The 26608-nt window shown below is 39.1% G+C and carries 23 protein-coding genes; 7 read left to right on the top strand and 16 right to left on the bottom strand.

What is annotated here, in order from left to right:
- Positions 1–22: 22 nt before the first annotated feature.
- The 9 genes from MKX73_RS10575 to MKX73_RS10535 form a co-directional block, all read right to left on the bottom strand.
- On the bottom strand, positions 23–526 hold the full coding sequence (locus MKX73_RS10575; protein ID WP_340717398.1) for a flagellar protein FlgN: 504 nt from the start codon (positions 524–526) through the stop codon (positions 23–25).
- Between the two features lie 36 nt (positions 527–562).
- Entirely contained in the window at positions 563–823 is a 261-nt protein-coding gene (gene flgM / locus MKX73_RS10570; RefSeq protein ID WP_340717397.1) for a flagellar biosynthesis anti-sigma factor FlgM, read from the bottom strand.
- A 354-nt stretch (positions 824–1177) separates the two neighbouring features.
- A complete protein-coding gene (locus MKX73_RS10565; protein WP_340717396.1) occupies positions 1178–1588 on the bottom strand; it encodes a TIGR03826 family flagellar region protein in 411 nt (136 codons plus the stop codon).
- 68 nt (positions 1589–1656) lie between these two features.
- Positions 1657–2262 (bottom strand): ComF family protein, encoded by a 606-nt coding sequence (locus MKX73_RS10560; protein WP_340717395.1) that lies wholly within the window; start codon positions 2260–2262, stop codon positions 1657–1659.
- Positions 2255–3361, bottom strand: a complete 1107-nt coding sequence (locus tag MKX73_RS10555) for a DEAD/DEAH box helicase (protein WP_340717394.1) — start codon at positions 3359–3361, stop codon at positions 2255–2257. The genes MKX73_RS10560 and MKX73_RS10555 overlap by 8 nt, the downstream gene beginning before the upstream one ends.
- An 806-nt stretch (positions 3362–4167) precedes the next feature.
- Positions 4168–5010: a DegV family protein gene (locus MKX73_RS10550; protein WP_340717393.1), complete on the bottom strand. Its 843-nt coding sequence runs from the start codon at positions 5008–5010 to the stop codon at positions 4168–4170.
- 176 nt (positions 5011–5186) lie between these two features.
- Positions 5187–5702, bottom strand: coding sequence for a nuclear transport factor 2 family protein (locus MKX73_RS10545; protein ID WP_340717392.1), 516 nt, complete (start codon positions 5700–5702; stop codon positions 5187–5189).
- A 301-nt stretch (positions 5703–6003) separates the two neighbouring features.
- Positions 6004–6678, bottom strand: coding sequence for a response regulator transcription factor (locus MKX73_RS10540; protein WP_340717391.1), 675 nt, complete (start codon positions 6676–6678; stop codon positions 6004–6006).
- Positions 6679–6700: 22 nt separating this feature from the next.
- The gene (locus tag MKX73_RS10535; RefSeq protein WP_340717390.1) at positions 6701–7864 is read right to left on the bottom strand and encodes a sensor histidine kinase; all 1164 of its coding nucleotides are present in this window, start codon (positions 7862–7864) and stop codon (positions 6701–6703) included.
- Positions 7865–8025: 161 nt separating this feature from the next.
- Between MKX73_RS10535 and MKX73_RS10530 the strand changes: the two genes are divergently transcribed.
- The gene (locus tag MKX73_RS10530; protein WP_340717389.1) at positions 8026–8661 is read left to right on the top strand and encodes a YigZ family protein; all 636 of its coding nucleotides are present in this window, start codon (positions 8026–8028) and stop codon (positions 8659–8661) included.
- A gap of 140 nt (positions 8662–8801) precedes the next feature.
- Entirely contained in the window at positions 8802–9851 is a 1050-nt protein-coding gene (locus MKX73_RS10525; protein ID WP_340717388.1) for an LCP family protein, read from the top strand.
- A gap of 373 nt (positions 9852–10224) precedes the next feature.
- On the opposite strand, the gene MKX73_RS10520 is transcribed toward MKX73_RS10525, so the two are convergent.
- Positions 10225–11280: a glycosyltransferase family 4 protein gene (locus tag MKX73_RS10520; protein ID WP_340717387.1), complete on the bottom strand. Its 1056-nt coding sequence runs from the start codon at positions 11278–11280 to the stop codon at positions 10225–10227.
- A 350-nt stretch (positions 11281–11630) separates the two neighbouring features.
- Here MKX73_RS10520 and secA2 point away from each other — a divergent pair, with 350 nt between their 5' ends.
- Together secA2 and MKX73_RS10510 are read left to right on the top strand one after the other, a co-directional pair.
- The gene (gene secA2, locus MKX73_RS10515) at positions 11631–13991 is read left to right on the top strand and encodes an accessory Sec system translocase SecA2 (protein ID WP_340717386.1); all 2361 of its coding nucleotides are present in this window, start codon (positions 11631–11633) and stop codon (positions 13989–13991) included.
- 3 nt (positions 13992–13994) lie between these two features.
- Positions 13995–14900, top strand: coding sequence for an accessory Sec system S-layer assembly protein (locus MKX73_RS10510; RefSeq protein WP_340717385.1), 906 nt, complete (start codon positions 13995–13997; stop codon positions 14898–14900).
- A gap of 225 nt (positions 14901–15125) precedes the next feature.
- Here the strand turns inward: MKX73_RS10510 and MKX73_RS10505 are convergent, their stop codons facing one another.
- On the bottom strand, positions 15126–15674 hold the full coding sequence (locus MKX73_RS10505; protein ID WP_340717384.1) for a C40 family peptidase: 549 nt from the start codon (positions 15672–15674) through the stop codon (positions 15126–15128).
- A 322-nt stretch (positions 15675–15996) separates the two neighbouring features.
- Positions 15997–17016: a C40 family peptidase gene (locus MKX73_RS10500; protein WP_340717383.1), complete on the bottom strand. Its 1020-nt coding sequence runs from the start codon at positions 17014–17016 to the stop codon at positions 15997–15999.
- Between the two features lie 298 nt (positions 17017–17314).
- Between MKX73_RS10500 and brnQ the strand changes: the two genes are divergently transcribed.
- Positions 17315–18634 (top strand): branched-chain amino acid transport system II carrier protein, encoded by a 1320-nt coding sequence (gene brnQ, locus MKX73_RS10495; RefSeq protein WP_340717382.1) that lies wholly within the window; start codon positions 17315–17317, stop codon positions 18632–18634.
- A 195-nt stretch (positions 18635–18829) separates the two neighbouring features.
- On the top strand, positions 18830–20200 hold the full coding sequence (locus tag MKX73_RS10490; RefSeq protein WP_340717381.1) for a S41 family peptidase: 1371 nt from the start codon (positions 18830–18832) through the stop codon (positions 20198–20200).
- Positions 20201–20248: 48 nt separating this feature from the next.
- Here MKX73_RS10490 and MKX73_RS10485 read toward each other — a convergent pair whose 3' ends face one another.
- The 4 genes from MKX73_RS10485 to MKX73_RS10470 all read right to left on the bottom strand — a co-directional run bounded on the left by MKX73_RS10485 (position 20249) and on the right by MKX73_RS10470 (position 24864).
- On the bottom strand, positions 20249–20842 hold the full coding sequence (locus MKX73_RS10485; RefSeq protein ID WP_340717380.1) for a TetR/AcrR family transcriptional regulator: 594 nt from the start codon (positions 20840–20842) through the stop codon (positions 20249–20251).
- A gap of 242 nt (positions 20843–21084) precedes the next feature.
- Complete coding sequence (gene murJ, locus MKX73_RS10480) at positions 21085–22602, bottom strand: murein biosynthesis integral membrane protein MurJ (RefSeq protein WP_340717379.1); 1518 nt, start codon at positions 22600–22602, stop codon at positions 21085–21087.
- Positions 22603–22633: 31 nt separating this feature from the next.
- Entirely contained in the window at positions 22634–23722 is a 1089-nt protein-coding gene (locus tag MKX73_RS10475) for a glycosyltransferase (protein ID WP_340717378.1), read from the bottom strand.
- Positions 23722–24864, bottom strand: a complete 1143-nt coding sequence (locus MKX73_RS10470) for a polysaccharide pyruvyl transferase family protein (RefSeq protein ID WP_340717377.1) — start codon at positions 24862–24864, stop codon at positions 23722–23724. Before MKX73_RS10470 ends, MKX73_RS10475 begins: the two co-directional genes overlap by 1 nt.
- Positions 24865–25229: 365 nt before the next feature.
- On the opposite strand from MKX73_RS10470, the gene MKX73_RS10465 reads away from it, so the two are divergent.
- Positions 25230–26177: a nuclease-related domain-containing protein gene (locus tag MKX73_RS10465; protein ID WP_340717376.1), complete on the top strand. Its 948-nt coding sequence runs from the start codon at positions 25230–25232 to the stop codon at positions 26175–26177.
- Positions 26178–26608 lie beyond the last annotated feature (431 nt).

Below are 26608 nucleotides of genomic sequence, written 5' to 3'. Positions count from 1 at the left end.
GCATGCGGAAGCTTACATGCGATTAGGCTTTAAATTCATTGAATGACCGTTTCGTTACTTCTGCATTGCCGCGCACTTCCGCACCGGAATAATTGAACTGTTCGGTACGTTGCGGGCGCATAGCATCCAAAGTGATATTAACAAACTGCAGTGAGTTCATGACCAACTTCTGATTCAAATCATTTTGCATCTTTAACTGATTCAGAAGCGCGATTAATCGTTCACGCACACTGACCAATTGTTCTGTGGATTCGCTGTTTTCAGCGGCCGTTATCACATCGGCAACAGACGGTGTGTCAGCGAGAGCAATTCCTTTTGCTCGGAGGTAATCCGTTACCATCGACTGACGCTGTTGTTCAAGTGTATTAATCGCCGCTACATGTGCCTGCTCATTTTTGATGAGCTGATCAAGCTTTTCCATATCACCTTGCTTAATGTATTCCGTTTTCGCAAGCGCTAGTTCCAGCAGACTTTTATGCATTTTCTCTAGCTTCTCCAGCGTGACGACAATCGTGGCAATTGACATGTATTAAGTGCTCCCTTGCTTGTAAAATTTCTGTTTTTAGTCGCGGTAGAATTTCAGCATGTCTTCAGCAACCTGCTTTGCGTCTACTTTGTAGTTTCCGGAATCAATAGCTTCCTTAATCTTTTTCACACGTTCTGCACGCTCATTTGCATAGGTCGAATTCGCCTGCATCTCTTTCGCTTTACTTGAAATTTCGATCTGGTCCGCAAAAGGTTTTTGAGTTTCTGTAGTTTTCACAGGACGCGCTTGCTTATTGTAATTATTGATTGCTTGCAAACCGATTGGATTAATCTTCATCTTTATAGACCTCCTCTCAAAATCAATTACGCCACGGCGTAATTGCGTCTGGATTCGGCTTTAGGTCCACATGATGTGGATCAGTCAGCCATTGTCGCACGACGCGACGTTTTTAGGCTGACTTCCTTTATGAATGGAACTCCTTGCCGAATCCTTGACATCCGCCCGGGGCTTAAATTCATTCAGCGGCTTTTAGCTGAATGAATTTTAAAGCTCTGTCTATTATATATTTCGACTGCTTTAGCAAATTGTTTATGCTTTATCGCAAAAAACTGGACTTATGTAGTATTTTATTATGCTCATTTTACGAAAAATAAAAACGAAGTCCTATTCAAACGACTTCGTTTTACGAAATTATTTTTTTTCAGAGAGATAAGTTGCACGAGTTTTACGATCCATCTCTTCTCGGAAATCCTGTGCAGCTTCCAATGTACGCAACTCTGCTTTCAACTCATTTTGGCACTTTTCACAGAGCTTGCCTGACTTTGTCAAACGCCCACAAGTATCGCAAGGGTAGCCAAGGTTTGGAAACATCGCCGGGTGCAGACGTCCTTTACGTACCCATTTATAAAGCAAGTCCCGCTCAACCCCTGTTGCCTCTACAATCCGGTCCACATTTGCGGCACGATTTTCACGCTTACGCAGGAAACGGTATACGACCTGATATTGATCCTCTTCTATTTGTGCACAGTTATGGCAAACATCCCGCATACCCGTATAGTTAAAAAATCCGTTACATGACGGGCAATTTCTTAATTCAGCCATTTTGAGCCCTCCTCAATCGTTCACTTTAAAATGCTTTAATAATTTTTATTAAATAGTAGGTTCTATTTTTACCCATGGATTAATGTAAATCCGTCCACTGTTTTTGCGCCGGCTTCAAGCAGCGCCTTTTTCGCATGGTTTAATGTTGTCCCTGTAGTATAAATATCGTCAACTATAAGCAAATTTTTATCTTTTATTGCATTTGGGTTGATGACTTCGAACAGTTGCGGGGTTTTTAGACGTTCTTCTCTTGTTTTAAGGGATTGCTGTTCATTCGAAAGCTTTGTTAAATGGTGGGCAAACGGGATATTTGCCGCTTTCAGTAATTCATCGATATGCGCAAACGTTCTTAATTTCAGGTTTTCGGGATGCATCGGAATCGGGACAATGAGGCGGGTATCATCCTTGAGGTGTTCATGGATGACTTTATTGAATACTTTCGCAAGGAGAATGTCGTGCAGAAACTTGTAGCGGTGTAAATAATCTTTCATCGCTTCATTATAGTGGAATAAAGATACAACTCCTTCTTTCTGTTGCTGCTCGATTCGTTGAAAGCGTTGTTCACAACGTGTACAAATGGTTTGAGGCAATGTTTTTAGGAGCAGTTCTTTCCAGCCAATGTTTTGGTGGAGTTCGCGATCACATAAGAGACAATTCTGGACCGGCTTATTCATGGCGGTTCATCTCCAATATTTTATTGCGGGCCCTGTCCATTTCCATCGTGATGCCATGGTGGAAAAATACGATATCACCAGTAGGGTACTGTATATTCCGCCCGACTCTTCCGCTAATTTGAATAAGCGCACTCGATGTGAAAACAGGATTTTCCGCACCGACTACGGCTACCTGGATATTTTTGATTGTGATTCCGCGCTCTAGAATAGTCGTCGTCAGTAAGCCTTTTCGTTGTTCATTGCGCAATTCCAGGACCTTTCCTTTTCGATCCGTGTCTTCGGAATGGACACTGTCAATAGTAGATTCTATTTTTTGAAACAGCGGTGTTGCTTGTTCCATTAGTTCGATTGTCGGGAAGAAGATGAGAAATGGTTCGTTTTGTTGAAGTCTTTCGTAGAGCCAGGCTTGGAGCTTTTGGGGAATTTTATTTTTCTGAAATACTTTTTCGTAACTCCATAGCGACTGGAATCTTGGGACAGGTAAAACATGGCCATGAAATCTTCTCGGAATAAATGAATAACCCCAGTTTTCTGCGTTTCGCTGCTTTAGCAATTTGTTCGACGGAGTGGCTGTAACGAATGCAATTGGGGCATCGGGTTTTTTCGCTTTCAGTACTGCACGCTGCAATACCTCGTCATAAGTATACGGAAAGGCATCCGCTTCATCGACTATCATAACATCAAAGGCATGTTCGAACCGGTACAGCTGGTGTGTCGTTGCCAGTACAAGCTGTGCGAACTGATTGTTAATTTCTGCGCCGCCGTAAAGTGCATGAATCGTAATCCTTTGGAACACTTGCTGAAAACGCGGGTATAATTCCAATACGACATCCGTTCTTGGTGTTGCCACACAAACTCTTTTACCTGCTTTTAGGGAATTGTAGATTGCAGCAAAAAGAATCTCTGTTTTTCCGGCACCACACACCGCTTCCAATAGATGGTTTTTGTTTTGTGAAATACTTTCTGCTAGTTCATCCGCTGCTTTTTTCTGGTGAGGGGTCAGGTTGCCGGACCATGTAAACTGAACTCGCGGTTTCTGTATCAGGGGTTTCGTTCCCTTCCAGAGAATTAGCTCATCACAGCTGCACATTCGCCCCATCGTAATACAGTGCCGGCAATAGTGACAGGTTTTTTGACACTTCGCACAATGAAAGGAAACGAATTTATATGACTGTTCATTGAGACAACGACGGCAAATCAGTTTAGGTTTTGTAGTGACAGCGGGGACCGTTTCAAAATAGCCATGTTTGATATAGGTGTCGATTTTTTGCTGAGGAAATGGCGTGTGGTTGCGCGACCATATTCGTCCGGTGAAGAAATTTACGATTGAAGGCTCCGGGATCAGACCGGAGTAACTGATATGGAATGGAGATTTGCTTGAGATATTGAAAGATTTGAGAAGCCGATAGCGTTTTTTCATTGAGGTTATTGACATAATTTCCGCTCCTTTATTTGATTTTTGATGGTACTCGATATTGAGCCAATGAGTGGCTGCTTAAAAATTTCTACTTTCCACATTATTTAAAAAACTTTCTACTTTTCACTCTAAAATTTCTACTTCCCCCTGTTACGTTCCATTTTCACCTTAAAACTGTCTACTTTCTGTGGCGAATTTTCTACTTTCCGCCTACTAACTTCTAATACCAAGAATTACTTCTACTTTCGACTCAAAACTTTCCACTTCCCCTGAATAACTTTCTACTTTCCTCCCGCTAACTTCTAATACCGTCAACCGCTTCTACTTCTCTCCGTTCACGTTCCACTTTCAACTGAAAACTTTCCACTTTCCACGCCGTGTGTTCTACTTTTCCCCCACAAACTTCTACTATCCCTCGCCACCCCCACTACAAATCAAAAAACAGCCACTCTCCCTAAGAAGTAGTGACTGTTAAGCCTAAAACAAAATTATTTCTTAATCCACCCGATTGCCATTGCACCTTCACCTAGGTGTGTGCCGATTACCGGACCGAAGTAGCTTAATGTGAAATCGACTGTTGGGTAAGCCGCTTCCAGAGACTTCATCCATTCGCGCGCTTCGTCTTCACAGTTGGCGTGAATCACTGTTGCTTGAAGAGCGCCGTGCTTTTCGACTGCTGATGCTAATTGCTCTTCCACTCGGCGTAGTGCTTTTTTGCGCGTGCGGATTTTTTCGAATGGCACGATGACTTTGTTCTGGAATGTTAAAATCGGCTTTACCTGAAGCAAACCGCCGATCAATGCCGCTGCTGCAGATAAACGACCGCCGCGCTGCAGATGCTGCAGGTCGTCGACAATAATGTAATCATCCATTGAATCTTTCAAATCATTCAAATGTGTCATAATCTGCTCGCCCGATGCGCCTTCCGACGCTAGTTTAGCAGCTTCCTTTACATAGAAGCCTTGAAGGTAGGCGGCAACTTCCGAATCAAATGCGTGAACGTTCACACCTTCCACCATTGCACCCGCTTGCACGGCACCTTGGAAAGTTCCGCTGATTCCGCTTGATAAGTGTATCGTTACAATTTCTTCATAATTTTTTCCTAATGTTTCATAAAGCTCGACAAATTTTCCGACAGATGGTTGCGTTGTTTTCGGAAACTCCGCAGCACCGCGCACACGGTCGTAAAATTCTGAAGCTGTAATATCGATTTCTTCATCGTAAAATGTTCCTTCAATGTTTACACTTAGAGGAATCATATGGACATTGTACGAATTTCGTTCTTCAAGTGTTAAATAGGCTGTACTGTCTGTAACAATTGCTGTTTTCATCGCTCTCCCACTCTCCTATGTTCACTAGTTTACATGAACTCACTATAATTGTGAACGGTAATTTGTCTTTCTTATAGGGAACTCCACCCTTTAAAACCTACTTCACTATATGAAAAAAACATCTTGGCATCCATTCGCGCAAGATGTTTTTACTATATATTATAGAAGATCGGTTTTTATTCACTGCCGATATAATAGATGCTCGAAACTTTCCAACCGTCTTCCTTTTTCAACACCGTTACTTGGCGGCCGACACCGGACAGTTCTGCACCTGTATCGATTTCTTTCGTTTCAGTCTTTAAATTTGAAAATACCTGCGCTTCATCGCCGCTGTATTTTACAATCGTAATATCTTCGGCCGTACGTTTCACATCATATTGATTAAACACGTCGGAAACCGCTTCGATATCTTCATCATAATTAAAACCTGTCGCATTTTTTGAAATTATATTTTTATAACGTTCTAAATCTTTTTCATTAAAGGCTGCAATATATTCATTGAAAGCAGATATAATATTATTTTTTTCTTCCTCCGGGACATCCGCCTCTTCCTGAACTGAATCCCCCATCATTTCAAAGCCTACAGTACCTTCGTCGATCGTTTTCTGCAGATTTTCAGGTGAAGCTTCTTGTTCATTCCCGCAAGCTGCCAGTACAAAGACCGCAAGTACAGCTACCAACCATTTTTTCATAATTTTACAACCTCCCGCAAAACATTTTAGCACACAATATTGGAAAAACCCATCTTGTACAAAATTGCATGAGATGATGTTTTTTCTTATACGAATATTATTGAAGACCGATAATTTTTAAATCAACGTAAAAATTCAGTGTCCGAACTATTTGCTATCGCCTTCAAAACATTAGGACGAAACTTGTTCACAGATGTTTCATAGATTAGGCCGTAAAATCTATTTATTAATCGGTAATAATATGCAAAAATAAAAACAAGGAGACAAAAATCGAATCCTTGTTTTAACGTTTAATATGTAATTAACGTACTTCTACCCAGCCGTTTTTGATTGCTGTTACAACTGCTTGAGTACGGTCATTAACATTCATTTTCTGTAAAATACTTGATACATGGTTTTTAACCGTTTTTTCCGAGATGAATAATGTCTCGCCGATTGTACGGTTTGATTGGCCATCTGTTAATAATTGAAGCACTTCGCATTCACGCTTCGTTAATAAGTGGAATGGACGGCGAATTTCTGTTTGATGGAAATTACCTTTGTTTTCGTGCTCTGATAGACGACGGAATTCCGCAACCAGATTTTTTGTTACTTTCGGGTGCAGGTAAGAGCCACCGTTGGAAACAACTTTGATTGCTTCAACGATTTCATCGGCATCCATTTCTTTCAGCATATAGCCAAGTGCACCTGATTTTAATGCGTGTGTTACATATGATTCGTCATCATGAATCGATAAAACCATTACTTTCGCGTCCGGATATACAGCGATCAAATCAGCTGTCGCCTCTACACCGTTTCTGCCCGGCATATTAATATCCATCAATACAACATCCGGTTCGTTTTGTTCATATAAGTTTACGATATCTGTGCCGTCATCACCTTCAGCAACAACCTCGAATGTGTCTTCAAAATCTAAAATACGTTTTACCCCTTCACGGAATAATTGGTGATCATCTACAATAATAATTTTCGTCATTTCGAAACCCCCTGGAATTCTGCTATCTTATCTCGTCATCTTTTACCGGCAATGGAATTTTCATTAAAATCGTTGTTCCTTTACCGATGCTGCTGCTAATTTTCAAAGAACCTTTCAGCAGTTCGATTCTTTCTCTCATCCCTATAATACCGAAAGATCCTTCACGAACACTTTCCGTATCAAATCCAACCCCATTATCTTTTACCACAACATTAATTTCGTCACATAACCACTCAAGTTTAACAATTATCAGATTTGGTTTTCCGTGTTTCAATGCATTGTTTACACTTTCCTGCACTAAACGGAAAACGGCCACTTCATAATCTGAAGGGATTCTGCGCTCGTTATTATATGAAAGGAACTGAATCTCAACACCTGGATTGTATTCCATAATTGTAGATAAGTACTTTTTCAATGTCGGATCAATACCAAGGTCATCGAGTGCCATTGGACGTAAATCGTAAATAATGCGGCGTACTTCGGATAAGGCGTTGCGGACGCTTATTTTCAAGTCATGAATTTCTTTTAAAGCGGCGTCGGCTCCTTTTTCCCGGAAAGTGCGGTCAATTAAATTCGAACGCATCAGCACATTCGCCATCATTTGTGCAGGCCCATCATGAATTTCGCGCGATAAACGCTTGCGTTCTTCTTCCTGGGCTGCGATAATACGTATGCCAAAATCCTGTTTGATCTTCGCCTGTTCAAGTGCTGCCCCGACATTTTTAAGATCGGTAGTCAAAAAGTTAATAACAACATTCACTTGGTTCACGATATGATCCGCTCTTTCAATCGTATCATAAAGTGTGCGCAGGCGTCTTTCCAAATCGTCACGCTTATCTCTTAGCTGCTTTTCACGCTCCCGGCAAAGGGAGACCTTTAGTTGTAAATTACTTGTATTTTCATAAGCAGCACGTATTTGCTCTTCTGAATGATTATTGAAACTTTTACTTACAACGACTAATCGCTGTCTAGATAATTGAAGCAACTTTTCCAAGTTATCACTTTCATCTATTATAATCTTAATTTCATGACGCACCACTTCCAGCTCTTGTTGCATCTCTTCAAAGTTTCTGCGGCTTTGTTCGCTTATAATAAATACATCATCTTTCGAACTTGTAATAGTTTCCAACATCCGATTAAATATTACATCAAGCGAGGCGATGTCTATTTGATTGTTTTCTAGCACTTTTTCCCCACCTTACTTAGTCAGAATGCGAACTACTCTATCTTTTTACTTTGTAACCTACTAATATAGTACATACATATTATATCATGAGCAAATCATTTTTTAAGTTAAATTATAACCACAAATTTGAAATCAAATTGTAATATTAAGGAGAATAGATAATGAGAAATAACTACTTTACAGTAAAAGGTTACGGAGAATCTGAAATCATCATATCCAAATCGCGTTTTTTAACTTATGTAGAACGCGTTGAAACAGAAGAAGAAGCGATTCTCTTTATTGATAAAATAAAAAAGATGCATGCATCGGCAACCCATAACTGCTCCTGCTATATGATCGGGGAGCATGATCAGATCCAAAAGGCGAATGATGACGGGGAACCAAGTGGCACTGCAGGCGTCCCTATGTTAGAAGTTCTAAAAAAACAAGGCTTAAAAGATACGGTTGTTGTTGTCACTCGCTATTTTGGCGGGATAAAGCTTGGCGGAGGCGGTCTGATCCGCGCCTACAGTAAAGCAACAACAGAAGGTATCGCCGCTGCTCAAGTTGTTGAGCGAAAATTGCACTATTTAATGAAAATCGGGATTGATTATGTGTGGTTGGGGAAAGTAGAAAATGAGATACGCGGTTCCCACTATCCTCTTTATGATATTCAGTATGCTGAAAATGTAGAAATTTATGTACATGTTTTAAAAGAGGAAGAGCAAACTTTTATTGACTGGATTACAGAACTGACAAATGGCCAGGCAGTAGTCACACAAGAAGATGCGCTTTTTATCGAGTTTCTGAAGGAATAGTGTCGAATATACGTCATAAATATAAGAGTTACCGTTACTTTACGACAAAAGTAGATTGTAGTATATTAGATAAGATTACGAACTAGCTATAAAACCCAATTTAATATAGTGACCAATCCCTAACCTAGAGGAGAATCTTTATGAAAACAAGGCAAAATAAAAAGAAAGGCTCTTCGAAATTCAGATTGTTTCTTAAAGTTACGATGCTTTTGACTCTTTCGCTCGTAATTTGCGCAACAGCATACGGTGTCTATTTGACGAAGCAAGCCGAACATGCTGCGAATAATGCATATGAAGAAATCGAGGACCGCAAACTCCCGGAACAGCGTGAAGTAAAAGTTGAGCCGGCCCAAGACAATGTTTCTATTTTAATTTTAGGTGTCGATGATAGTGAAAAGCGCGGACAAGGTGCAGATAACTCCCGCACAGATGCCCTCATGCTTGCCACTTTAAACAATAAAACAAAAACAGTTAAACTAGTAAGTATCCCGCGTGATTCATATGTTTACATCCCTCACATCGGATATAACGATAAAATCAACCATGCCCACGCGCGTGGTGGCACACTTGCTTCAATTGAAACTGTAGAAGAATTATTTGATATCCCAATTGACTACTATTTACGTGTTAACTTTAATGCCTTCATCGATATTGTCGATGCATTAGGCGGCATTGAAGCAGAAGTACCTTACGCAATGCTTGAAAAAGACGAATTCGACCGCAACACTGTCAACCTGCAGCCAGGATTGCAAACATTGGGCGGCCGTGAAGCACTGGCTCTTGCCCGCACACGTAAACAGGACAATGACATTGAACGCGGCAAACGCCAGCAGGAAATCATTCAGGCGATCGCTTCAAAAGCATCATCATTTACATCCATCTCAAAATACGATGATATTTTAGAAGCTGTCGGTAACAATATGAAGACAGATATGACATTTACGGAAATGAAATCTTTCTTCAGCTACTTATCTGACGGCATGCCTCGTATTGATACATTGACGCTGGAAGGCTATGACGACATGTCGACAGGCGTCTATTATTACAAGCTGGATCAGGAAGCACTTGAAGAAACAAGCCATATTTTAAAAAGTCACTTAGGACTTACTCCGGAATCGACAAACATTTCGGGCACAAGTTCACAATCAAATTCAGCTTATACAACAAGAACGAATACAGATACACAATAATATTTAACCAACCTCCGCGAGTGATGCGAGGGTTGGTTTTTTATTTGATGTTTCTATTATATTTTAGAAGAGTTCTACTTTACGGATGATCTTTTCTACATACTCGTGAGAAATTTCCACATTAGACTTGAAACTTTCTACATTCTCCTGCGACTATTCTAATAAAGTTCGCGCGTTCTACTTTTCAGATGATTCGTTCTACATTTCCATGAGAAACTTCTACTTTAGCTTCAAAACTTTCTACTTTCACTTCATTCTGTTCCACATTAGGCGTAAAAATTTCTATATCCCAACACTAACTACTGCCTCAAAAAATCCCCCAAAACAAAAAAACAAGCAAACAGCACGAGGCCATTTACTTGTTTCGATCTTTTCACTTATTAAATATTCTTACGAGGTTGAGCAACGGTTTATAGTTTTTGCCGGCGAGGCCGATAATTTCTACGAACAGCTCAATCGCCACTAATATAACGGCAATGAGTAAAATTGCGCCCCATACTTTTGCCATCGAGAAGATGACAGCAGCGAGACCGAACATTGCAGCCATCGCATAAATAATCGTCACGGTTTGACGATGCGAGAACCCCAAATCCAATAAACGGTGATGTAAATGCGATTTATCCGGATCCGACCATTTTTTACCGCTGCGCAAACGACGTACGATTGCGAAGAATGTATCAGATATCGGAACTCCCAGCATAATAACCGGGATAACGAACGAAATAACCGCTACGTTTTTAAATCCTAGAAGTGCGAGCACCGAGATCATAAATCCTAAAAACAGTGCACCTGTGTCCCCCATGAAAATTTTCGCAGGGTGGAAGTTGAAAAACAGGAAACCGATTGTTGCAGCAGCCAAAATGGCAGCCATTGCGATAACGATCCCGTTCCCCATGATCATCGCCATTACAGCCAATGTCATTAAGGCAATTGTCGAAACACCTGCAGCCAGTCCATCAAGACCATCAATTAAGTTGATCGCGTTTGTAATACCGACAATCCAGATAATTGTGAATGGAATGCCTAACCAGCCGAATTCCAGTTCCCCACCAAACGGTAAGTTAATGTTATCAATTTGAATACCGCCGACAAATACAACGATAAAGGCTGCGATTACTTGACCAAGCAGCTTGGCCTTCGCAGAAATTTCGCGCATGTCATCGACAATACCTGTTGCTACGATAATTGTAGCGGCAATTAAAATCGCATATAAGTAGTCACTTTCGAAGTTCGTGACAAATTTTAAAAGTAAAATCCCGATCATAAACGCACCAAAAATTGCTAAACCGCCTAATCGTGGCATAATGCGAGCATGCACTTTACGATAGTTCGGGGCATCTACAGCTCCAAGGCGAAAAGCCAATCGCTTCACAAGCGGAGTTAGTATAATAGCAGCAATAAAAGCTACGATTAAAGACACGTAAATCATGTCTCTCCTCCTTAATTTTTGTAGTATTAAGCATTACAATAAATCGCCTTTTGGAGATTCATTAAAAACTCTACATTTTTATTCAACTTAAGTATAGCATGAACATCGCATAAAATATAGCTCAAATTCCTTCCACTATTTATTCGGCTCACATAAATTTTACATCTATCATTCTTCTACTATATTTCCAGCCTATCAGATAATTATTATTAAAATGGAAGGACTCATCCAATTTATTTATATTGCTCCTATGAATTCCCTTTTGGTCAGTAGTCTTTTTGCGCATTATTTGATAAAATAACGAAGTGTCTACTATATTAAAGTAGCCAATTTCAAAGGAGAGTAAAATAATGTTCTCAATTTTCAAACGTAATAAAGAACAAACAAGTGCTCGAGAGCTAAAAAGATACTACAAAACGGTAGAGCAAATTAACAGCCTCGAAGCAACATATAGTCCCATGTCTGACGAAGAACTCCGAAATATGACATTTACATTTAAAGAGCGTTTAGAAAGCGGAACTCAGCTGGTTGATATTATCCCTGATGCATTTGCTGTTGTCCGTGAAGCTTCTAAACGTGTATTAAACATGCGCCATTTTGATGTGCAGTTGATCGGCGGGCTAGTACTGACTGAAGGTAATATTGCCGAAATGCCGACAGGTGAAGGTAAAACGCTTGTTGCCTCACTTCCTTCTTACGTTCGTGCATTGGAAGGCAAAGGTGTACACGTTATTACAGTAAATGATTACCTGGCAAAACGTGACTTCGAATTAATCGGGCAAATCCACCGTTTCCTTGGGTTAACAGTTGGACTGAACGTTCCAATGATGGGACCTGCAGATAAAAAGGAAGCGTACAATGCGGATATTACATACGGTGTTGGTACTGAATTCGGTTTCGACTATCTGCGTGATAATATGGCACATACAATCGGTGATAAAGTACAGCGTCCGTACCACTTTGCGATTATCGATGAAGTGGATTCGGTCTTGATCGACGAAGCAAAAACACCGTTAATCATTGCCGGTAAGATGGGCGCAAACGAAGAACTGCACCGTATCGCTGCAATGCTGGCGAAGCGTTTCAAAGCTGAAGAAGATTATGATTTCGATGACGAAACGAAAGCGACCTCTTTAACAGATCAAGGTATTGAAAAAGTTGAAGCAGCGTTCGGTGTCGACAATCTATACGATTTGGAACATCAAACACTGTACCATTACGTAATTCAGGCGGTACGCGCCCACGTAATGTTTGAGTGTGATGTTGATTACATCGTTCGTGATGACAAAATTGAATTGGTTGATATGTTTACAGGCCGCATTATGGAAGGCCGTTCACTTTCAGACGGCTTACACCAGGCGATTGAAGCGAAAGAAGGCGTGACAATCACTGAAGAAAACAAAGCACAGGCCCAAGTTACAATACAGAACTATTTCCGTATGTATCCGACATTATCAGGGATGACAGGTACTGCGAAAACTCAGGAAAAAGAAATTTTAGAAGTTTACGGTATGCGTGTAATTCAAATACCGACAAACCGTCCACGTCGACGTCTTGACCAGCCGGATATCGTATTCGAAAACATCGAGCAAAAATACGAATATGTGGCACAGGAAGCAGTACGCCGCCACGAAAAAGGACAGCCGGTATTAATCGGGACAACTTCTATTTTACAATCAGAAAAAGTAGCAAGTTACTTAAAAAAACACGGCTTACAGTTCCAATTATTAAATGCGAAAACAGTCGAGCAAGAGGTTGAGTTAATCTCGGAAGCAGGACAAAAAAATCGTATTACTGTTGCAACAAACATGGCTGGACGTGGTACGGATATCGTATTGGGCGAAGGCGTCGAAGATCTTGGCGGTCTATTAGTAATCGGTACTGAAAAGCATGAAAGCCGTCGTGTCGATAACCAGTTACGCGGACGTTCAGGTCGTCAAGGTGACGTAGGTGAAACCCGTTTCATCCTTTCAATCGAAGACGACATGTTCAAGCGTTTCGCTAAAGATGATGTTGAAAAATTCCGCAAGAAAATGACAACAGACGAAATCGGTCTTATTCAAAACAAAGATGTGACAGAGCTGATCGAACGTACACAGCGTATCGTTGAAGGCTCACACTTCGCTATGCGTGAATACAACTTAAAGCTGGATGATGTGATTAACGATCAACGTCGTATTGTCTACGATTTGCGTGACAGAGTATTGAAAAACGAAGACATTATTCCTCTATTAGTTCGCATGATGTATGAAACGGTGGACTTTGCGGTTCGAGATAATGCACCCGAGGATAAAGATGTTGCTGAATGGAATTTCGATAAAATGGAAAAAACAGTAAATTCTTTATTTATTGAACCTATCTTAGTTAATCGTGATGAAACAAAGGTGAAAAATTTACTGGATTCTATGGATCCTCCAGTTAAGCAATTAAAAGCGGTAATCGAAAGCTTCGAGGAAAATGAACAAATTATGGCCATAATTCCACAAGTGATGCTAAGTTTCATCGATCAAATGTGGGTGAAACATTTAGAACAAATGGCTCACTTAAAAGAAGGTATTGGCTTACGTCATTACCAGCAGGAAGATCCAATGCGTATTTACCAACGTGAAGGACTTGAATTATTCGGTAAAAACTATCAGGAACTTCGCCGTACAATTGTAGAAGAACTTGTAACATTTATGAAAAACATTACGATGAATGTGGAGGAATAGCAGATGGGTTTATTCGATTTATTTAAAAAAGGTGACAAAGTGGGTAAAGACAGTGCTGTAGATTCATCATCTGTTGTAAAAACATCTGATGATTCTTCTAAAAAAGGTGCTGACCGTGATGTTATTACAAAATTATCATTCCATCCTGAATGGGATGTACCTCAGGAACAAAAATATGTTTTTAACTTCCTGGCAAATGATTTGGCACCACTTAAGCCAAACCAGTTATCATTATCAGCAATTAATATCGAGCCTTCATTAGAGACTGGTTCTTGGAATGTAAAAGCTTTTTTCCGTTCTTCATTATCAGAAGCAATTGAATTAGGCGAAATCGAACTATTAATTTTAGATAAAGATGATAAACGCGTTGCTTCACATTATTTTGATTTTAAAGAGCTGGGGGTAATCCCTGCTGAAAGTGCGCGTCCATGGATTTTCACATTCCCTGCTTCTTCAATTACAGCAGACGAAGTGCCTGAAGAAGGCTGGAAAATTTCATTCAACTTGCTTTCATTACGCGGTCACCAATTAGATTTGGATGAAACATGGAAGAAACAATTACCAAGAGATCAGCAGGAAAAATTAGCTGAAATTGTGAAAGACTTACCTAAATTAGGTAAAACAGAAGTGAACTTTACAGGATTGCAAGCCAAAATCAATAATGATGGCAGCTTACACACATCTATTTTCATCCGTAACGGTCATGATAAAGCGATTAACCTGGAACAGTTACCTTTAGAAATTACGGATGCACGCAATGTTGTAGTTGCGAAAGGCTCATTTAAATTAGACCCTGTCCTAACTGTTCTTCCTAATACATCAAAACCTTGGACTTTCATCTTCCCTAAAGAATTAGTGGATGTAAAAGGTATTGATCTTTCTCGTTGGTCAGCACGCGTTCCACAATAGTTTTATAAAATGCATTGCATGCAGCTTCCGGAAGTCATTAAATGGCTTCCGGATATTTTTTTGACGTCTGTACGATGGAGCAACCCGGTCACCTCCTTTAAAAGAAAAGCAAAAAATATTATTCACGTCTCCAAACAGCAGCAATAAAAAATCCCCCACCCTATAAAAGGTGAGAGACTATTATTACGTATTTTGCAGTATGTAGTAGTGTGTATAAGTTATGTATTATTCTGCATTCTTTGTTTTATCTGCATCTGAAATGTCCGCCATTGCTACAAGGGTTTCTGCTGTTGAGAAGTTAGCGATGCGTTTAGCACCTACGTACTTTTTACCCCAGTAATATTTATCGTTGATGCTTGTTTTTATAACACCCTTGCTTGTAGAAGCGTGGATGAATTTTCCTGAACCAATGTAAATCCCTACATGAGAGATGCGTTTGCCTGATGTGTTGAAAAATACTAAATCGCCTGGCTCAAGGTCGCTTTTCTTAACTTTTGTACCTTGTGTATACATTTCTGAAGATGTGCGATTCAGTGATGTGATACCCAGTTCTTTAAATACGTGACGTACATAGCCTGAGCAGTCAAAGCCTTTTGCCGATGTCCCGCCGTATGAATAGCGAACTCCCAAATATTTTGAAGAGACTTCTTTTAAGTCATCAATTGAGTACGCCGATTCTGCAGAAGCTTCCTTTTCATTCACCGGTGCGAAGAAAATTACGAAGGCAGCTGCCAAAGTTAGTACGGTATTGCGTAATAATTTCAAGTAATCCATCGTGTTCCTCCAACCAATTAGTAAATTTTCTGAAAACTTAATTGATATTAGGTTAACACGAGATCATATTGAATAACATTACAGTTATGTAACAGCAAAGTTACATTTACCCGTTTTATAATAACTTCAAACATTTCTAAAGAACCTATTATAAACAGGGATTTAAAACTATCAATTAAACAATTAACGATATTTCTTGTAATATTAACCAATATTCAGGGCGTTATCTGTAACATTTGTAATACTTTGGCGGATTTATGTAACAAAAAAGAACTAATAAGCGAATTTTATATTCACTATCACTTATCAGTTCTTCATTATTTTATTTTATACTATTAAGACGTTTAAACGCGACAAAGCGCTCAGCCCAATATTTTTCCTGGACATTCGAAATCGTAATACCTTTTGAGCCCGCATGGATAAATTCATTGTTTCCAATGTAAATCCCCATATGTGAAATTGTTGGGATAAATGTATTTTTGAAAAACACTAAATCTCCCGGTACAGGTTGCGTTACTTTTGTCGTATCTTGTTCGAAATACATGAGACTGCTTTTACGATCCATTTGGACACCGACTGAATTAAATATGTAGTTTACAAATCCACTGCAGTCAAAGCCTTCTATATTCGTTCCCCCATATTTATAAGGTGTACCTAATACTGCGTTAGCTGCTTGAATAGCTTGTGCATAAAGGCGCTCTGTTTGTTGCGAAACTTTCCCGGGCAGTGCAACTTCCTTCTTTAACTGTTTTTCAATCGCTTCGTCAGCTGTTTGATTAAAATTAATTTCCGCTTCCACTGTTTTGGCAGAAGGAGCTTCGACAGCTAAATCTTTCGTTGGCTCTTGGCTGATTGTCAGCTTCTGACCAACTTTAATCGCATCTGAATTCAAATTGTTCAACTGTTTAATACTCGCTACCGAGATACTGTACTTTTTGGCGATCTTTGTTAAATTATCCCCTTTAATGACAGTATGGGATACTGCATTTTGCGGACTTACGACTTTTTCCTCAACGACTGAAACAGCAGTCGTTTTCGTTTTAGAGGTTGTCGTTACTGCTTTAGTTGCTGCCGGCGATTTGCTCACTGTACTCACTGCACTTTTTGCAGGAGTAACAACCTTAACAGGCGCAACGACCAGTTTTTGTGCGATGAAAATGTGATCCTGAGATAGTTTGTTCCATTGTTTAATCTGATTGATCGTTGTGTTGTGGGCTTTCGCAATTTTTGTTAACGTATCACCGTGTTTCACCGTATAAGTGGATGCTTGGGCATCTGGTGCGATGAGTAGTGCAAGTGAAAATGCTGCACCTGTCAGCACTACCTTCCATTTATTATTCAATATGAAAACTCCCCCATTTCAATGAAACTTTTTCTCTATTTTACTTAATTTCCCATAGATTATACAACCCTATTTTTATAAGAAAATTTTCCAAAGGATTATACCTTCCCTATCTTATTATACTCACATATTAATAGCGTGTAATAAAATTCATTAACATTTCATAAGTCCTGATTTCGCAAAATTGTTTTCTGAAAATATGCTTGTATTTTGATAATTTTATGATAGAATTAGTTTTTGTTAAAAGATTTAAATTTTTAGAAAACTTTGTATTTTCAATTAAAGGAGTTTAGTCAACATGAATAGCAAGTCGAGTTTTTTCCGTGAGAATATCGCGGTAGGTTTTATGTTATTTGCATTATTTCTAGGTGCAGGTAATATCATATTCCCACCACAATTAGGTCAAATGGCCGGGGAAAATATAGTAATATCCATGATCGGATTTTTAATAACTGGAGTCGGGCTGCCTCTATTAGGTATTATTGCCGTTGCCAAAAACGGCGGGGATTTAGAAATATTGGCAGGACGCATTAATCCATATTTCGGCATAATTTTCACTTCAATTATTTACTTGTCGATTGGACCATTCTTTGCCATTCCTCGTACTGGCGCTGTATCTTATTCAATCGGTGTGGAACCGTTTTTAACAGAAGCAATGAAAGGTAGCTGGATTCCATTATTCGTTACAACACTTATCTTTTTCGGAATCACATTCTACTTAGCATATAACCCGACAAAAATCGTCGACCGTGTCGGAAAAATATTAACACCTGCTCTTTTAATCGTTATCTGTTTGTTAGCGATTAAAGCCGTTATTACTCCTTTAGGTGAACCTGGTGAAGCGCAGGGACCATATATTAATAACGCATTTGGTGAATCCTTCATCCAAGGTTACTTAACGATGGACGTACTCGCATCATTAGTTTTCGGGATCGTTATTGTTCAATCATTAGTTGGCCGTGGTATAACAGAAAGGGCAAAACAAGTTAAAATCACAATTTTTGCAGGGATTGTAGCTGCAATTGGTTTAGCTTTTGTATATGTATCATTAGGTTATATTGGGGTAACAAGTACATCCGCAATCGGCTTCCATGAAGATGGCGGCACAATCATTTCTTTGGCAGCACAACAGCTGTATGGACAAGCCGGTAAGATTATTTTATCAGCAGTCATCATTTTAGCTTGTTTAACAACATCTGTAGGTCTTTTATCTGCAAACGCAACATTTTTCAATAAAATTTTCCCGAAGCTTTCTTACCAAGTATACTTAGTCATTTTCGCACTATTCAGCTTTGGTGTTTCAAACTTCGGATTAGCTGATTTAATCAAATTGTCATTACCTGTTTTAGTAGCAATTTATCCGTTCGCAATCGTGCTTATGGTTTTCGCACTATTCGGAAATCTTTTCAATCATGCACCAAGCGTATATGGTATGGCTTTAATTTTCACAGGTATTGTTGCAATCTATGACGGTATCAAAACTGCCGGCTTTGAAATTGCAGCATACGATAAATTTTTATCAATCTTCCCGTTCTATGAGCAAGGCATCGCATGGGTTGTTCCTGCATTAGTCGGTGGTGTTATAGGCTACATCATGTATTTAGCAAAACGAAAATAAGTTTATCTACTAGAAGAAGGGTAAGTTATGAGTGTAAAAACTTGTAACTTACCCTCTTTTATTGACTAATAATAGCTTAAAATATTTTTTACCCTTACCATAAATTTGGTAAGCTTTCATGATAAAATATGGTAATATCCCTATCATGGCATTAAGCATGACATTATAGAAAAATAAAATTGATGAGGTGGACTCATGTTAAAAAAACATTTATCAGCAATGCTGTTTTTCATCATGTGCCTGGCTGTTCCTTTAACGGTACTAGGGGCTCCTTTAGATGAAGCAAAACAGATTGTTAAGGAAAACTATGTAGGGAATGTCAACGGTGACATTAACCGTGCCACAAGCATCGAGCAGCTGGCAGAGATGCTTGATCCGTATTCCGCTTACTTTACGCCGGAAGAATTCGATGAGTTTTTTAATGGCGTGGATCTTACTACTGTAGGTATCGGTGTGGTTATTGAGAAGGTTGAAAGCGGTATTCAAATTTCCGAGCTGATCGATGGAGGCAGCGCTAAAAATGCAGGCTTGAAAGTTGGCGATATCATCATAGAAATCGATGGAAAACCTGTTTCAGAGCTGACAATCGACCAGGCTTCATCCCGTATAAAAGGAGCAGCAAACACAACTGTTTCTATAACGGTTTCACGTGAAGACGGCACTATTTTAACAAAAAAATTAACACGTAAAGCTTTCTCGCTCCCTAATGTTGAAACAAAACTTCTATACGGTAATACGGGCTATATTTCATTAAATTCATTTTCAAACGACACGGCAACCCTTGTATCAAAAGCCGTTCGCGATTTGAAAAATAAAGGGGCAAAATCATTTATTTTCGATTTGCAAAATAACGGAGGCGGCTATGTTACAGCAGCAGAACAGCTCATCGGTATGTTCCCGAATGCCAACTATGCCTACAAGCTGAAGGAAGCTTCGGGGACATCTATTGTACGTTCGATGAAGCAATCCGTAACATTCCCTGAAAATACGAAAATGCTTGTAAACAGATATAGTGCAAGTTCGTCTGAAATGACTGCAGCGGCTCTCGCTGATCAAAAAGCAGTTACGCTCTACGGGGAAACAACTTATGGGAAAGGTTCTATGCAGGCATTTTACGAGCTGGAAGATGGTAGCTTTCTAAAATTAACAGTAGGTCATTTCTATGGTCCAAACGGTACGAAAATCAATGAAGTCGGGGTTAAACCACATATTAAAACAGCAAGTGAACCGCTCTACAAAGCACACTACGACACAATCGCATCAAACTTAAAAAACTATAAAGAACTTGCTTCATTAAAGAATGTTCCATTAAACAAAACGTTTACGGTCAAGTTTTCAGCTACACTGGCGAAAGAGCTTGGTTCTTCTTCCGTTGAACTAGTCGAGCTAGGTGCAGATACTGTAAAAACAACGTACAAATTATCGGGGCAACAGCTCGTTGTTACCCCTTCGAAAGAGTTAACGGCTGGTAAGGAATACGCACTGATCATTCACCCTAAAATAAAAAATGAAAAAGGCAAGAATTTAAAAGCCGGTGTTTATTTACATGTAACAACTAAAAAGTAAACAAAAAAATGAGACGCTCTGCATAATTGCAGTCGTCTCATTTCAATTTTATGAATGTACTAAACTCAGCTCCGTTGCAAAATAAATCATACAGATTTCTTTCGCCAGCTGTTCCGGCTTCGATTTATTTGTCAGTAAGTTAGTCAATGTTAGTCGTTCCACCGAACCAACGAAACTTTCTGCAAGAATATTAGCATCCACTAGCTTTACAGCACCTGTATTTTGTAGTTGCGTGTTAAGGATATGTGTCAATTTAGAAACGAGCATTTCCTTTACGGCCGTTGATTGCTCTGCTTCATAAAAGCCTATTTTCGTTAAGTTAGGGTTTTCGATGAAATAATCGAAAATATGTACTAGACCTTCCTGAATAACCTCGATTCCAAATTTCCCGTCATTCATATCATTTGAACCGGAAAAAATCTCAGTTAATTCATTGCGGAACTTTTCATTTAAATCGTTAAACAATGTTTCCTTGCTTTGGAAATATAAATAAAAAGTCGGCTGTGTTAAATTTGCCGATTTTACAATATCACTGATTTTCGTTTGATGATAACCATATGTAGAAAATAACTCAATTGCTTTTTCCAATAATAATTTTTTACTTTTTTCACCGCATGAATTTACCCGTCTTCCTCTTGCCATACTTCTCCACCCTTATCTCTATTTTAGATGTTTAGTAAATTATATATTTAATTCCAATTATTCCACTTATGATTATATAGTAAAGTTTTTTTAAAATAAAGTTTTCTGTCATATAACTAACATTTCTCTTTAATATCAGCAACCCAACGACATAACTTAGCAAAAACCAATTCGGTATTTCTGCAAATAGTAAGTACAAAAAAGGCGTATCCTATTAAATCAAGGATACGCGCTTTATCAGATTATTTTTTTCCTGAAATCTTTCCTTTTACCTTACTTGTAATTTGCTGCAGCTCATCCATTTTGAAAGCAAACAGCAAGACAATATAGCTAATTGATGCAACGATAAATGTAACAATTATATGAATCCATTTCTGATCGATTACAATCCACTGTGCAATCGCCCAGTTAATCGCAACAAAAATTAGTCCAATGATGGCCAACTTAAACAGCTGCCCAACGTTTTTGTCCAAAAGTTTCAACTGATACTTACTTTGAAGTACAATGACAAGCAACAGGAAGTTTACGATGGCACTGATCAACGTTCCTAAGGCAACCGCATTTGCACCCATCCCATCGATTGTTGCCATAACGACCGCAATATTCACACCGAATACCGTTAAAATACTGAAGATCATCGGTAATACGGAATTGCCCTTCGCATAGTAGAAACGCGTAATGTATGTGTTTGCAGCAAGGAAGAACATCGTCGTACTGAATACTTGAAGCAATGGTGCTGTAATCGCTGTAGACGCTGCATCAAATTCTTTATATTCAAAGACGATGCGGATAACTCCCTCTGCCTGGAAATAAAAGAACACCGAAACCGGCAATACGAGTAAATATAATAAACGCATCCCGCGAACATAAAGCTGTTTTACCGACTCTGTATCCCCTTCCCCTTCTTTTTTGCTGAGTAGCGGGAAAATAACAGTCGTTACAGCAGTCATTAAAATTGCCTGCGGGAACTGGGACATCTTTGTCGCATAGTTCATCGCCGACGGAACACCGGCTTCCAGCATATTCGTGAAGAATCGTTGAATTAAAATGTAAAGCTGTGCAGTCGCTCCGCCAAGCATAATCGGCAATGCAACTTTCCATAGCATTTTCTGATCTTCAGCCTGTTTAAAGTTCGGCTTGAAGGACATTTCTTTCACATTCCGAACTCCGAATACAAGGAACAGGAACATACAGATCGCTCCGACTAATGCCCCGATTCCCATTCCGATCGGTCCCATTGTGATCGATAAGACTACGGATACGATTAAAAATGAACCGTTATAAATAAGCACCGAAAATGCCGATAAATGATAACGGCCCTGGACATTTAAAATACCGCTCATCCAAGTTGATAGCACGAGCATAATCGTCGATGGCATCATCCAGTAGTAAAGTGAGCGCAGCATTTCATATTCCGCCTGATCCTCCACTTGGAAAAATTGCATTAATATTGGATCAGCCAACACCATAAACAAAATGACAATGAGCGTAATCGAAACAACAATCGTTGTAAATGTTCGCTGTATATATTCCGTTATGCTTGATGACGTTTTATGGTAAATGGATATAAACGCTGTCGTAAACGCTCCGCCGATAACTAAGTATAAAAAGTTTGGAATTGTATAAGCATTGATAATACTATCTGAATATACAGTTGTACCAAATTCAATCCCGATATACGTTTCACGGGCAAAGCCGACCAGACGCGCTAAAATATTAATAACCGCGACGGCTCCTATTATTTTTAAAATTCCTTTCAACGCTTATCACATTCCTTTAATTACAATTACTTTATTTCGCATATGTTGTGTAGAGCTCTTTTAAACGTGCAATAATATTTTCTGCATCATGAGTATGAAGCAGCTCGGCTACACGCTCTTCATTCACTGCAATCCCGTCTTTCACTGCATTTTCAATTGCCAGTTGAAGTAAAATTTCATCTTTAGGAGGCACTAAAACCCCTGCTCCATCCACCAACATATAATGCAGTCCCCCGACGTCCGATGCAATGACCGGTGTGCCGCAGCTCATCGCCTCTAAAGCTACTAATCCTAATCCTTCAATATAAGAAGGCAGTACGAAAACATCTGCCGCCTGGAAATAACGTGCCAACTCATGCTGCGGCATTGGCTCGATAAAGTGAATGGCTGTATTGCCATTAGCCAGCTCTTTTACTTTACTAGTAAAATTACTGTCTTTTGTCGAACCGACACAATAAAGAGCGGCTTGCTCCGGAAGCGTTTCCGTTACTTTATTGAATGCACGCACAAGTTCTGTAACACCTTTTTCCCGTATAATATTGCCTACGAATAAAAAGTTTGTCTTATCAGGATCCATACCTAACTCTTTTGCACTTTGTTTTTTATCTTCCGCGCCTTTGAAAACTGTACGATCAATTCCCATGCTCATTACGGAAATTTTATCATTTTTGACATGGAAAGTTGTTTCAATTGTTGCGGCAAGCTCTTCCCCAACAGCAATGACATGATCTGCAGACTGTAAAATTTTCTCCGTAAACTCCCGGATTTGCCCGCCTTTTTTGGCCATTTTATTAATATCGCCACCATGTGCTGTCACGATATACGGGATATTATGACGCTTTTTTAAATAGTAGCTGAAAATCCCGCTTGGAAATACGTAATGGCTATGCGTCAGTGAAATATTACGCTTATTTGCACGGAATACACGCATAAACTGTTGCGCCCATTTTAAATATTTCGCAATAACATTTTTTTTACCTGTTGCAGGATTGGTATTTACCGCAAGCACTGTTTCGATTCCTTCTCGTTCCAGTTGCTCTACCTGATTTTTCACGAAAATGCCGTAAGCTAAATGTTCCTTTGAAGGATACATATTGCTAATGACGAATACTTTTTTCATTACTTTTTCGCACCTTCTTTTAAAAGCTGCTCCCCTAATGCTGATTTTTCTTTAAATGACGCATTTGTACGAGCCGCTAGGTTTTGTGCACCGTCCCAATCTACTGCCATATCGTTAAAGAGCATTGCAAACTTCTCGTCTGTTTCATGAAGAGAATCAATCGGTAATGAATAGTTTCCAAGCCCTGCCATCTGTAAAAAGTCATTTACCTTCACATGATAAGACACACCGATAATCGGTGTTTTTGCATCTGTTGCCAATATTAATGAGTGAAGTCTTGTACCGATCAGCACGTCAAATGTGGACGTAATTTGTAAAATACGCTGCGGCGGCAAGTTTTCATCAATAATTTTTGTATTTTCCGGATGCTTCATTTTAGCTTGAATATCCTTTGTCACATCAGCATCTTGCGGATATTTAGTTGCAAAAAATGTAACATCGACATTATGCTCTTCAATTAAACGGTCCAGATTTTTTGCCATGCCATCAATATAGTTTTTGTACTTTGCCTCATCGCCTGTTGGCCAGTATGAAGTATTATAGTATGGTACTGCTGTCACCCCAACCGATTTTGGTTTATCACTATAATTTGAACGTTCTACTTCTAAACTGAATGCCGGGTCTCCAATAACATGAACATCACGTTTTACACCGATTGTTTTAAGCAGCTGTTCTGATTGCGGGTCACGCACTGAGATGTTTTGTGCATGCTTGGCCATATAGCGGATAAACCATTTCCCTAAACCTGTGTTGAGCGGACCGGCACCACAGCCGTATACAACATATGGTACATTATTATTTTTTGCCATCATCGCATAAGAACCATATAGCGGTGCTTCACGTTTATAGAGATCCATTAGAATACCGCCGCCGCCGATTACGACAAAATCAAGGTTTTTCACGACATTGGAATTCTCTTTGTACGTCTTCATGAACGTTTTCACGGCATTGCCGTTTTTGTAGTATAAAGGGTAACTTTGGACAGTATAACGTTCCGCTGTTTGTTTTGGATTATTACTAAATACAGTAATATTTTTTGTGTCTATTTGAAATACCTTCTGAAGCTGGCGAATAATACTTAATAAAATTGCCTCGTCTCCGTTATTATCATTTCCGTAATTTCCTACAATGCCTATTTTCATTTGTTCATTCATCCTTTGAATCAAGCATATCGAGTACGCTTGGCTTATTTCATTTTTCATTTGAAAAACACATCTGAAGTAGATGTGTTCTGCGTTATGATTTGTATTTTCAGTATAGCATAATGTCTGTTTGAAACGATATTCCTGATGGCAAGATCAAACTATTTCCCAACAAGAAAATTAGCAATAAATTTGTAGTTTTTCATTAATGGGACGGTTTGTATATAAGATTAGTTTCATTTTTACTTTTTGAAGAGAAATTTATGCGGAAAATGGCTTTTCAAGGTCATTTGCATGCTCTGAAATTTTCGTATACATTGCTGTCATAAGAGATTATGTCTCAATGCCCGAGTAGAGGTGATTTATTGTACAAGACTGAAAAAATTGTCTATTTGGAAGCTCTTGTTTCTAGATTACAAGCTGATGATGAAGAATTTACCGCTTATCAAGAGGCTTACTATCGCGTCCAAGCTGGAATCGCAGGCGAATTAAAAATGCAGAGAACATTAGCAGATTATCATTTTATTGATCCCTATAAAATTTTTTATAACTTTGAGTGTATAAATGAAAAGGGTTTTTCTCATCAAATCGATGCCCTGATAATTACAACAAGATTTCTTCTCGTTGTCGAGGTTAAACAAATTTCCGGTACGTTATTTTATAAACCATCCTTTCATGAATTTGCTCGTCAAACTGATGAAGGGATTATAGAAAATTTTCCAAATCCGTTCGATCAAGCTTATCGTCACCAATTATATATATCGTATTTATTATCTAACTGGGGAATCCAGTTGCCCGTTCTGTATATTGTGGTCAATGCTAATATAAGAACAAAGTTGGATTCTTCCTTAAACGGTTCTCCGATTATTCATTTAAGCGGCTTACCAAAGTTTTTGGAAAAATTATATAAAAACAATGTTGAAACGACAGTTAATCTGACCGATTTGGAAAGAAAATTAATGGCTATCGCATGCCGGCTTCCTATAAGCAAGAAAGTGGAAAGAGATCGTATACGAAATGGCGTTCTTTGCAAAAAGTGTGAATTTCAGCATGTCATGTATTATCATCACGGATTGTGGATTTGTCCACAATGTGGCGTGAAAAATAAAGAAGCAATTTTTTGGGCTTTGCACCACTACCGTGTATTAATAGGTGATCGCATTACAAATCGAGAATTGAGGAAATTCGTCGGAATCGACTGTAAAGCAGTTGCTTCCAAACTATTGAAGCGCTTGAACTTTGAGCAATTTGGTAAGGGTCGAGGTGTATATTACTTAATTCCTGAAGATGTTTTAGAACGGAGTATTGAATAGGTTGTTTTCTTATGTGATTTCTACTTAAAGGGGGTGATGAGTTACTTACAATATATATTCTATTTTTTCCGGTTAGAGTTCAACTTTTCTGGGGCTGGGTTCTACATTAACGTTAATTCATTCTACTTTCTCTGACAGCTCGTCGAATACTCGCAACCTGTTCTACTTTTCAAGTGATACTTTCTACTTTCTTGGTGCGAAGTTCTACTTTATTCCGTAAGCATTCTACTTTCGCGCCACAATATTCTTCTTTCAGCGACAACTCGGCGAATATCCGCAATTCGTTCTACTTTTCAAGTGATACTTTCTACTTTCTTGGTGCGAAGTTCTACTTTATTCCGTAAACATTCTACTTTCGCGCCACAATATTCTACTTTCAGCTACAACTCGGCGAATACCCGCACCCTGTTCTACTTTTTAAATGAAACTTT

It is taken from the genome of Solibacillus sp. FSL W7-1436 (assembly GCF_038007305.1).
Taxonomy (GTDB): domain Bacteria; phylum Bacillota; class Bacilli; order Bacillales_A; family Planococcaceae; genus Solibacillus.
The sequence above is the reverse complement of the archived record's forward strand: the minus strand, read 5'-3'. Positions and strand labels throughout refer to the sequence as shown.

Excerpts from the sequence above, each read along its gene's own strand:
- MKX73_RS10575 (WP_340717398.1), bottom strand. The coding sequence starts at position 526 with ATGTCAATTGCCACGATTGTCGTCACGCTGGAGAAGCTAGAGAAAATG.
- MKX73_RS10505 (WP_340717384.1), bottom strand. The coding sequence starts at position 15,674 with ATGGATTACTTGAAATTATTACGCAATACCGTACTAACTTTGGCAGCT.
- MKX73_RS10475 (WP_340717378.1), bottom strand. The coding sequence starts at position 23,722 with ATGAAAAAAGTATTCGTCATTAGCAATATGTATCCTTCAAAGGAACAT.
- MKX73_RS10520 (WP_340717387.1), bottom strand. The coding sequence starts at position 11,280 with ATGATTTACGTGTCTTTAATCGTAGCTTTTATTGCTGCTATTATACTA.
- brnQ (WP_340717382.1), top strand. The coding sequence starts at position 17,315 with ATGAATAGCAAGTCGAGTTTTTTCCGTGAGAATATCGCGGTAGGTTTT.
- MKX73_RS10540 (WP_340717391.1), bottom strand. The coding sequence starts at position 6,678 with ATGACGAAAATTATTATTGTAGATGATCACCAATTATTCCGTGAAGGG.
- MKX73_RS10530 (WP_340717389.1), top strand. The coding sequence starts at position 8,026 with ATGAGAAATAACTACTTTACAGTAAAAGGTTACGGAGAATCTGAAATC.
- MKX73_RS10485 (WP_340717380.1), bottom strand. The coding sequence starts at position 20,842 with ATGGCAAGAGGAAGACGGGTAAATTCATGCGGTGAAAAAAGTAAAAAA.
- MKX73_RS10525 (WP_340717388.1), top strand. The coding sequence starts at position 8,802 with ATGAAAACAAGGCAAAATAAAAAGAAAGGCTCTTCGAAATTCAGATTG.
- flgM (WP_340717397.1), bottom strand. The coding sequence starts at position 823 with ATGAAGATTAATCCAATCGGTTTGCAAGCAATCAATAATTACAATAAG.
- MKX73_RS10560 (WP_340717395.1), bottom strand. The coding sequence starts at position 2,262 with ATGAATAAGCCGGTCCAGAATTGTCTCTTATGTGATCGCGAACTCCAC.
- MKX73_RS10470 (WP_340717377.1), bottom strand. The coding sequence starts at position 24,864 with ATGAAAATAGGCATTGTAGGAAATTACGGAAATGATAATAACGGAGAC.
- MKX73_RS10510 (WP_340717385.1), top strand. The coding sequence starts at position 13,995 with ATGGGTTTATTCGATTTATTTAAAAAAGGTGACAAAGTGGGTAAAGAC.
- MKX73_RS10565 (WP_340717396.1), bottom strand. The coding sequence starts at position 1,588 with ATGGCTGAATTAAGAAATTGCCCGTCATGTAACGGATTTTTTAACTAT.
- MKX73_RS10490 (WP_340717381.1), top strand. The coding sequence starts at position 18,830 with ATGTTAAAAAAACATTTATCAGCAATGCTGTTTTTCATCATGTGCCTG.
- MKX73_RS10555 (WP_340717394.1), bottom strand. The coding sequence starts at position 3,361 with ATGGGGCGAATGTGCAGCTGTGATGAGCTAATTCTCTGGAAGGGAACG.
- secA2 (WP_340717386.1), top strand. The coding sequence starts at position 11,631 with ATGTTCTCAATTTTCAAACGTAATAAAGAACAAACAAGTGCTCGAGAG.
- MKX73_RS10545 (WP_340717392.1), bottom strand. The coding sequence starts at position 5,702 with ATGAAAAAATGGTTGGTAGCTGTACTTGCGGTCTTTGTACTGGCAGCT.
- MKX73_RS10550 (WP_340717393.1), bottom strand. The coding sequence starts at position 5,010 with ATGAAAACAGCAATTGTTACAGACAGTACAGCCTATTTAACACTTGAA.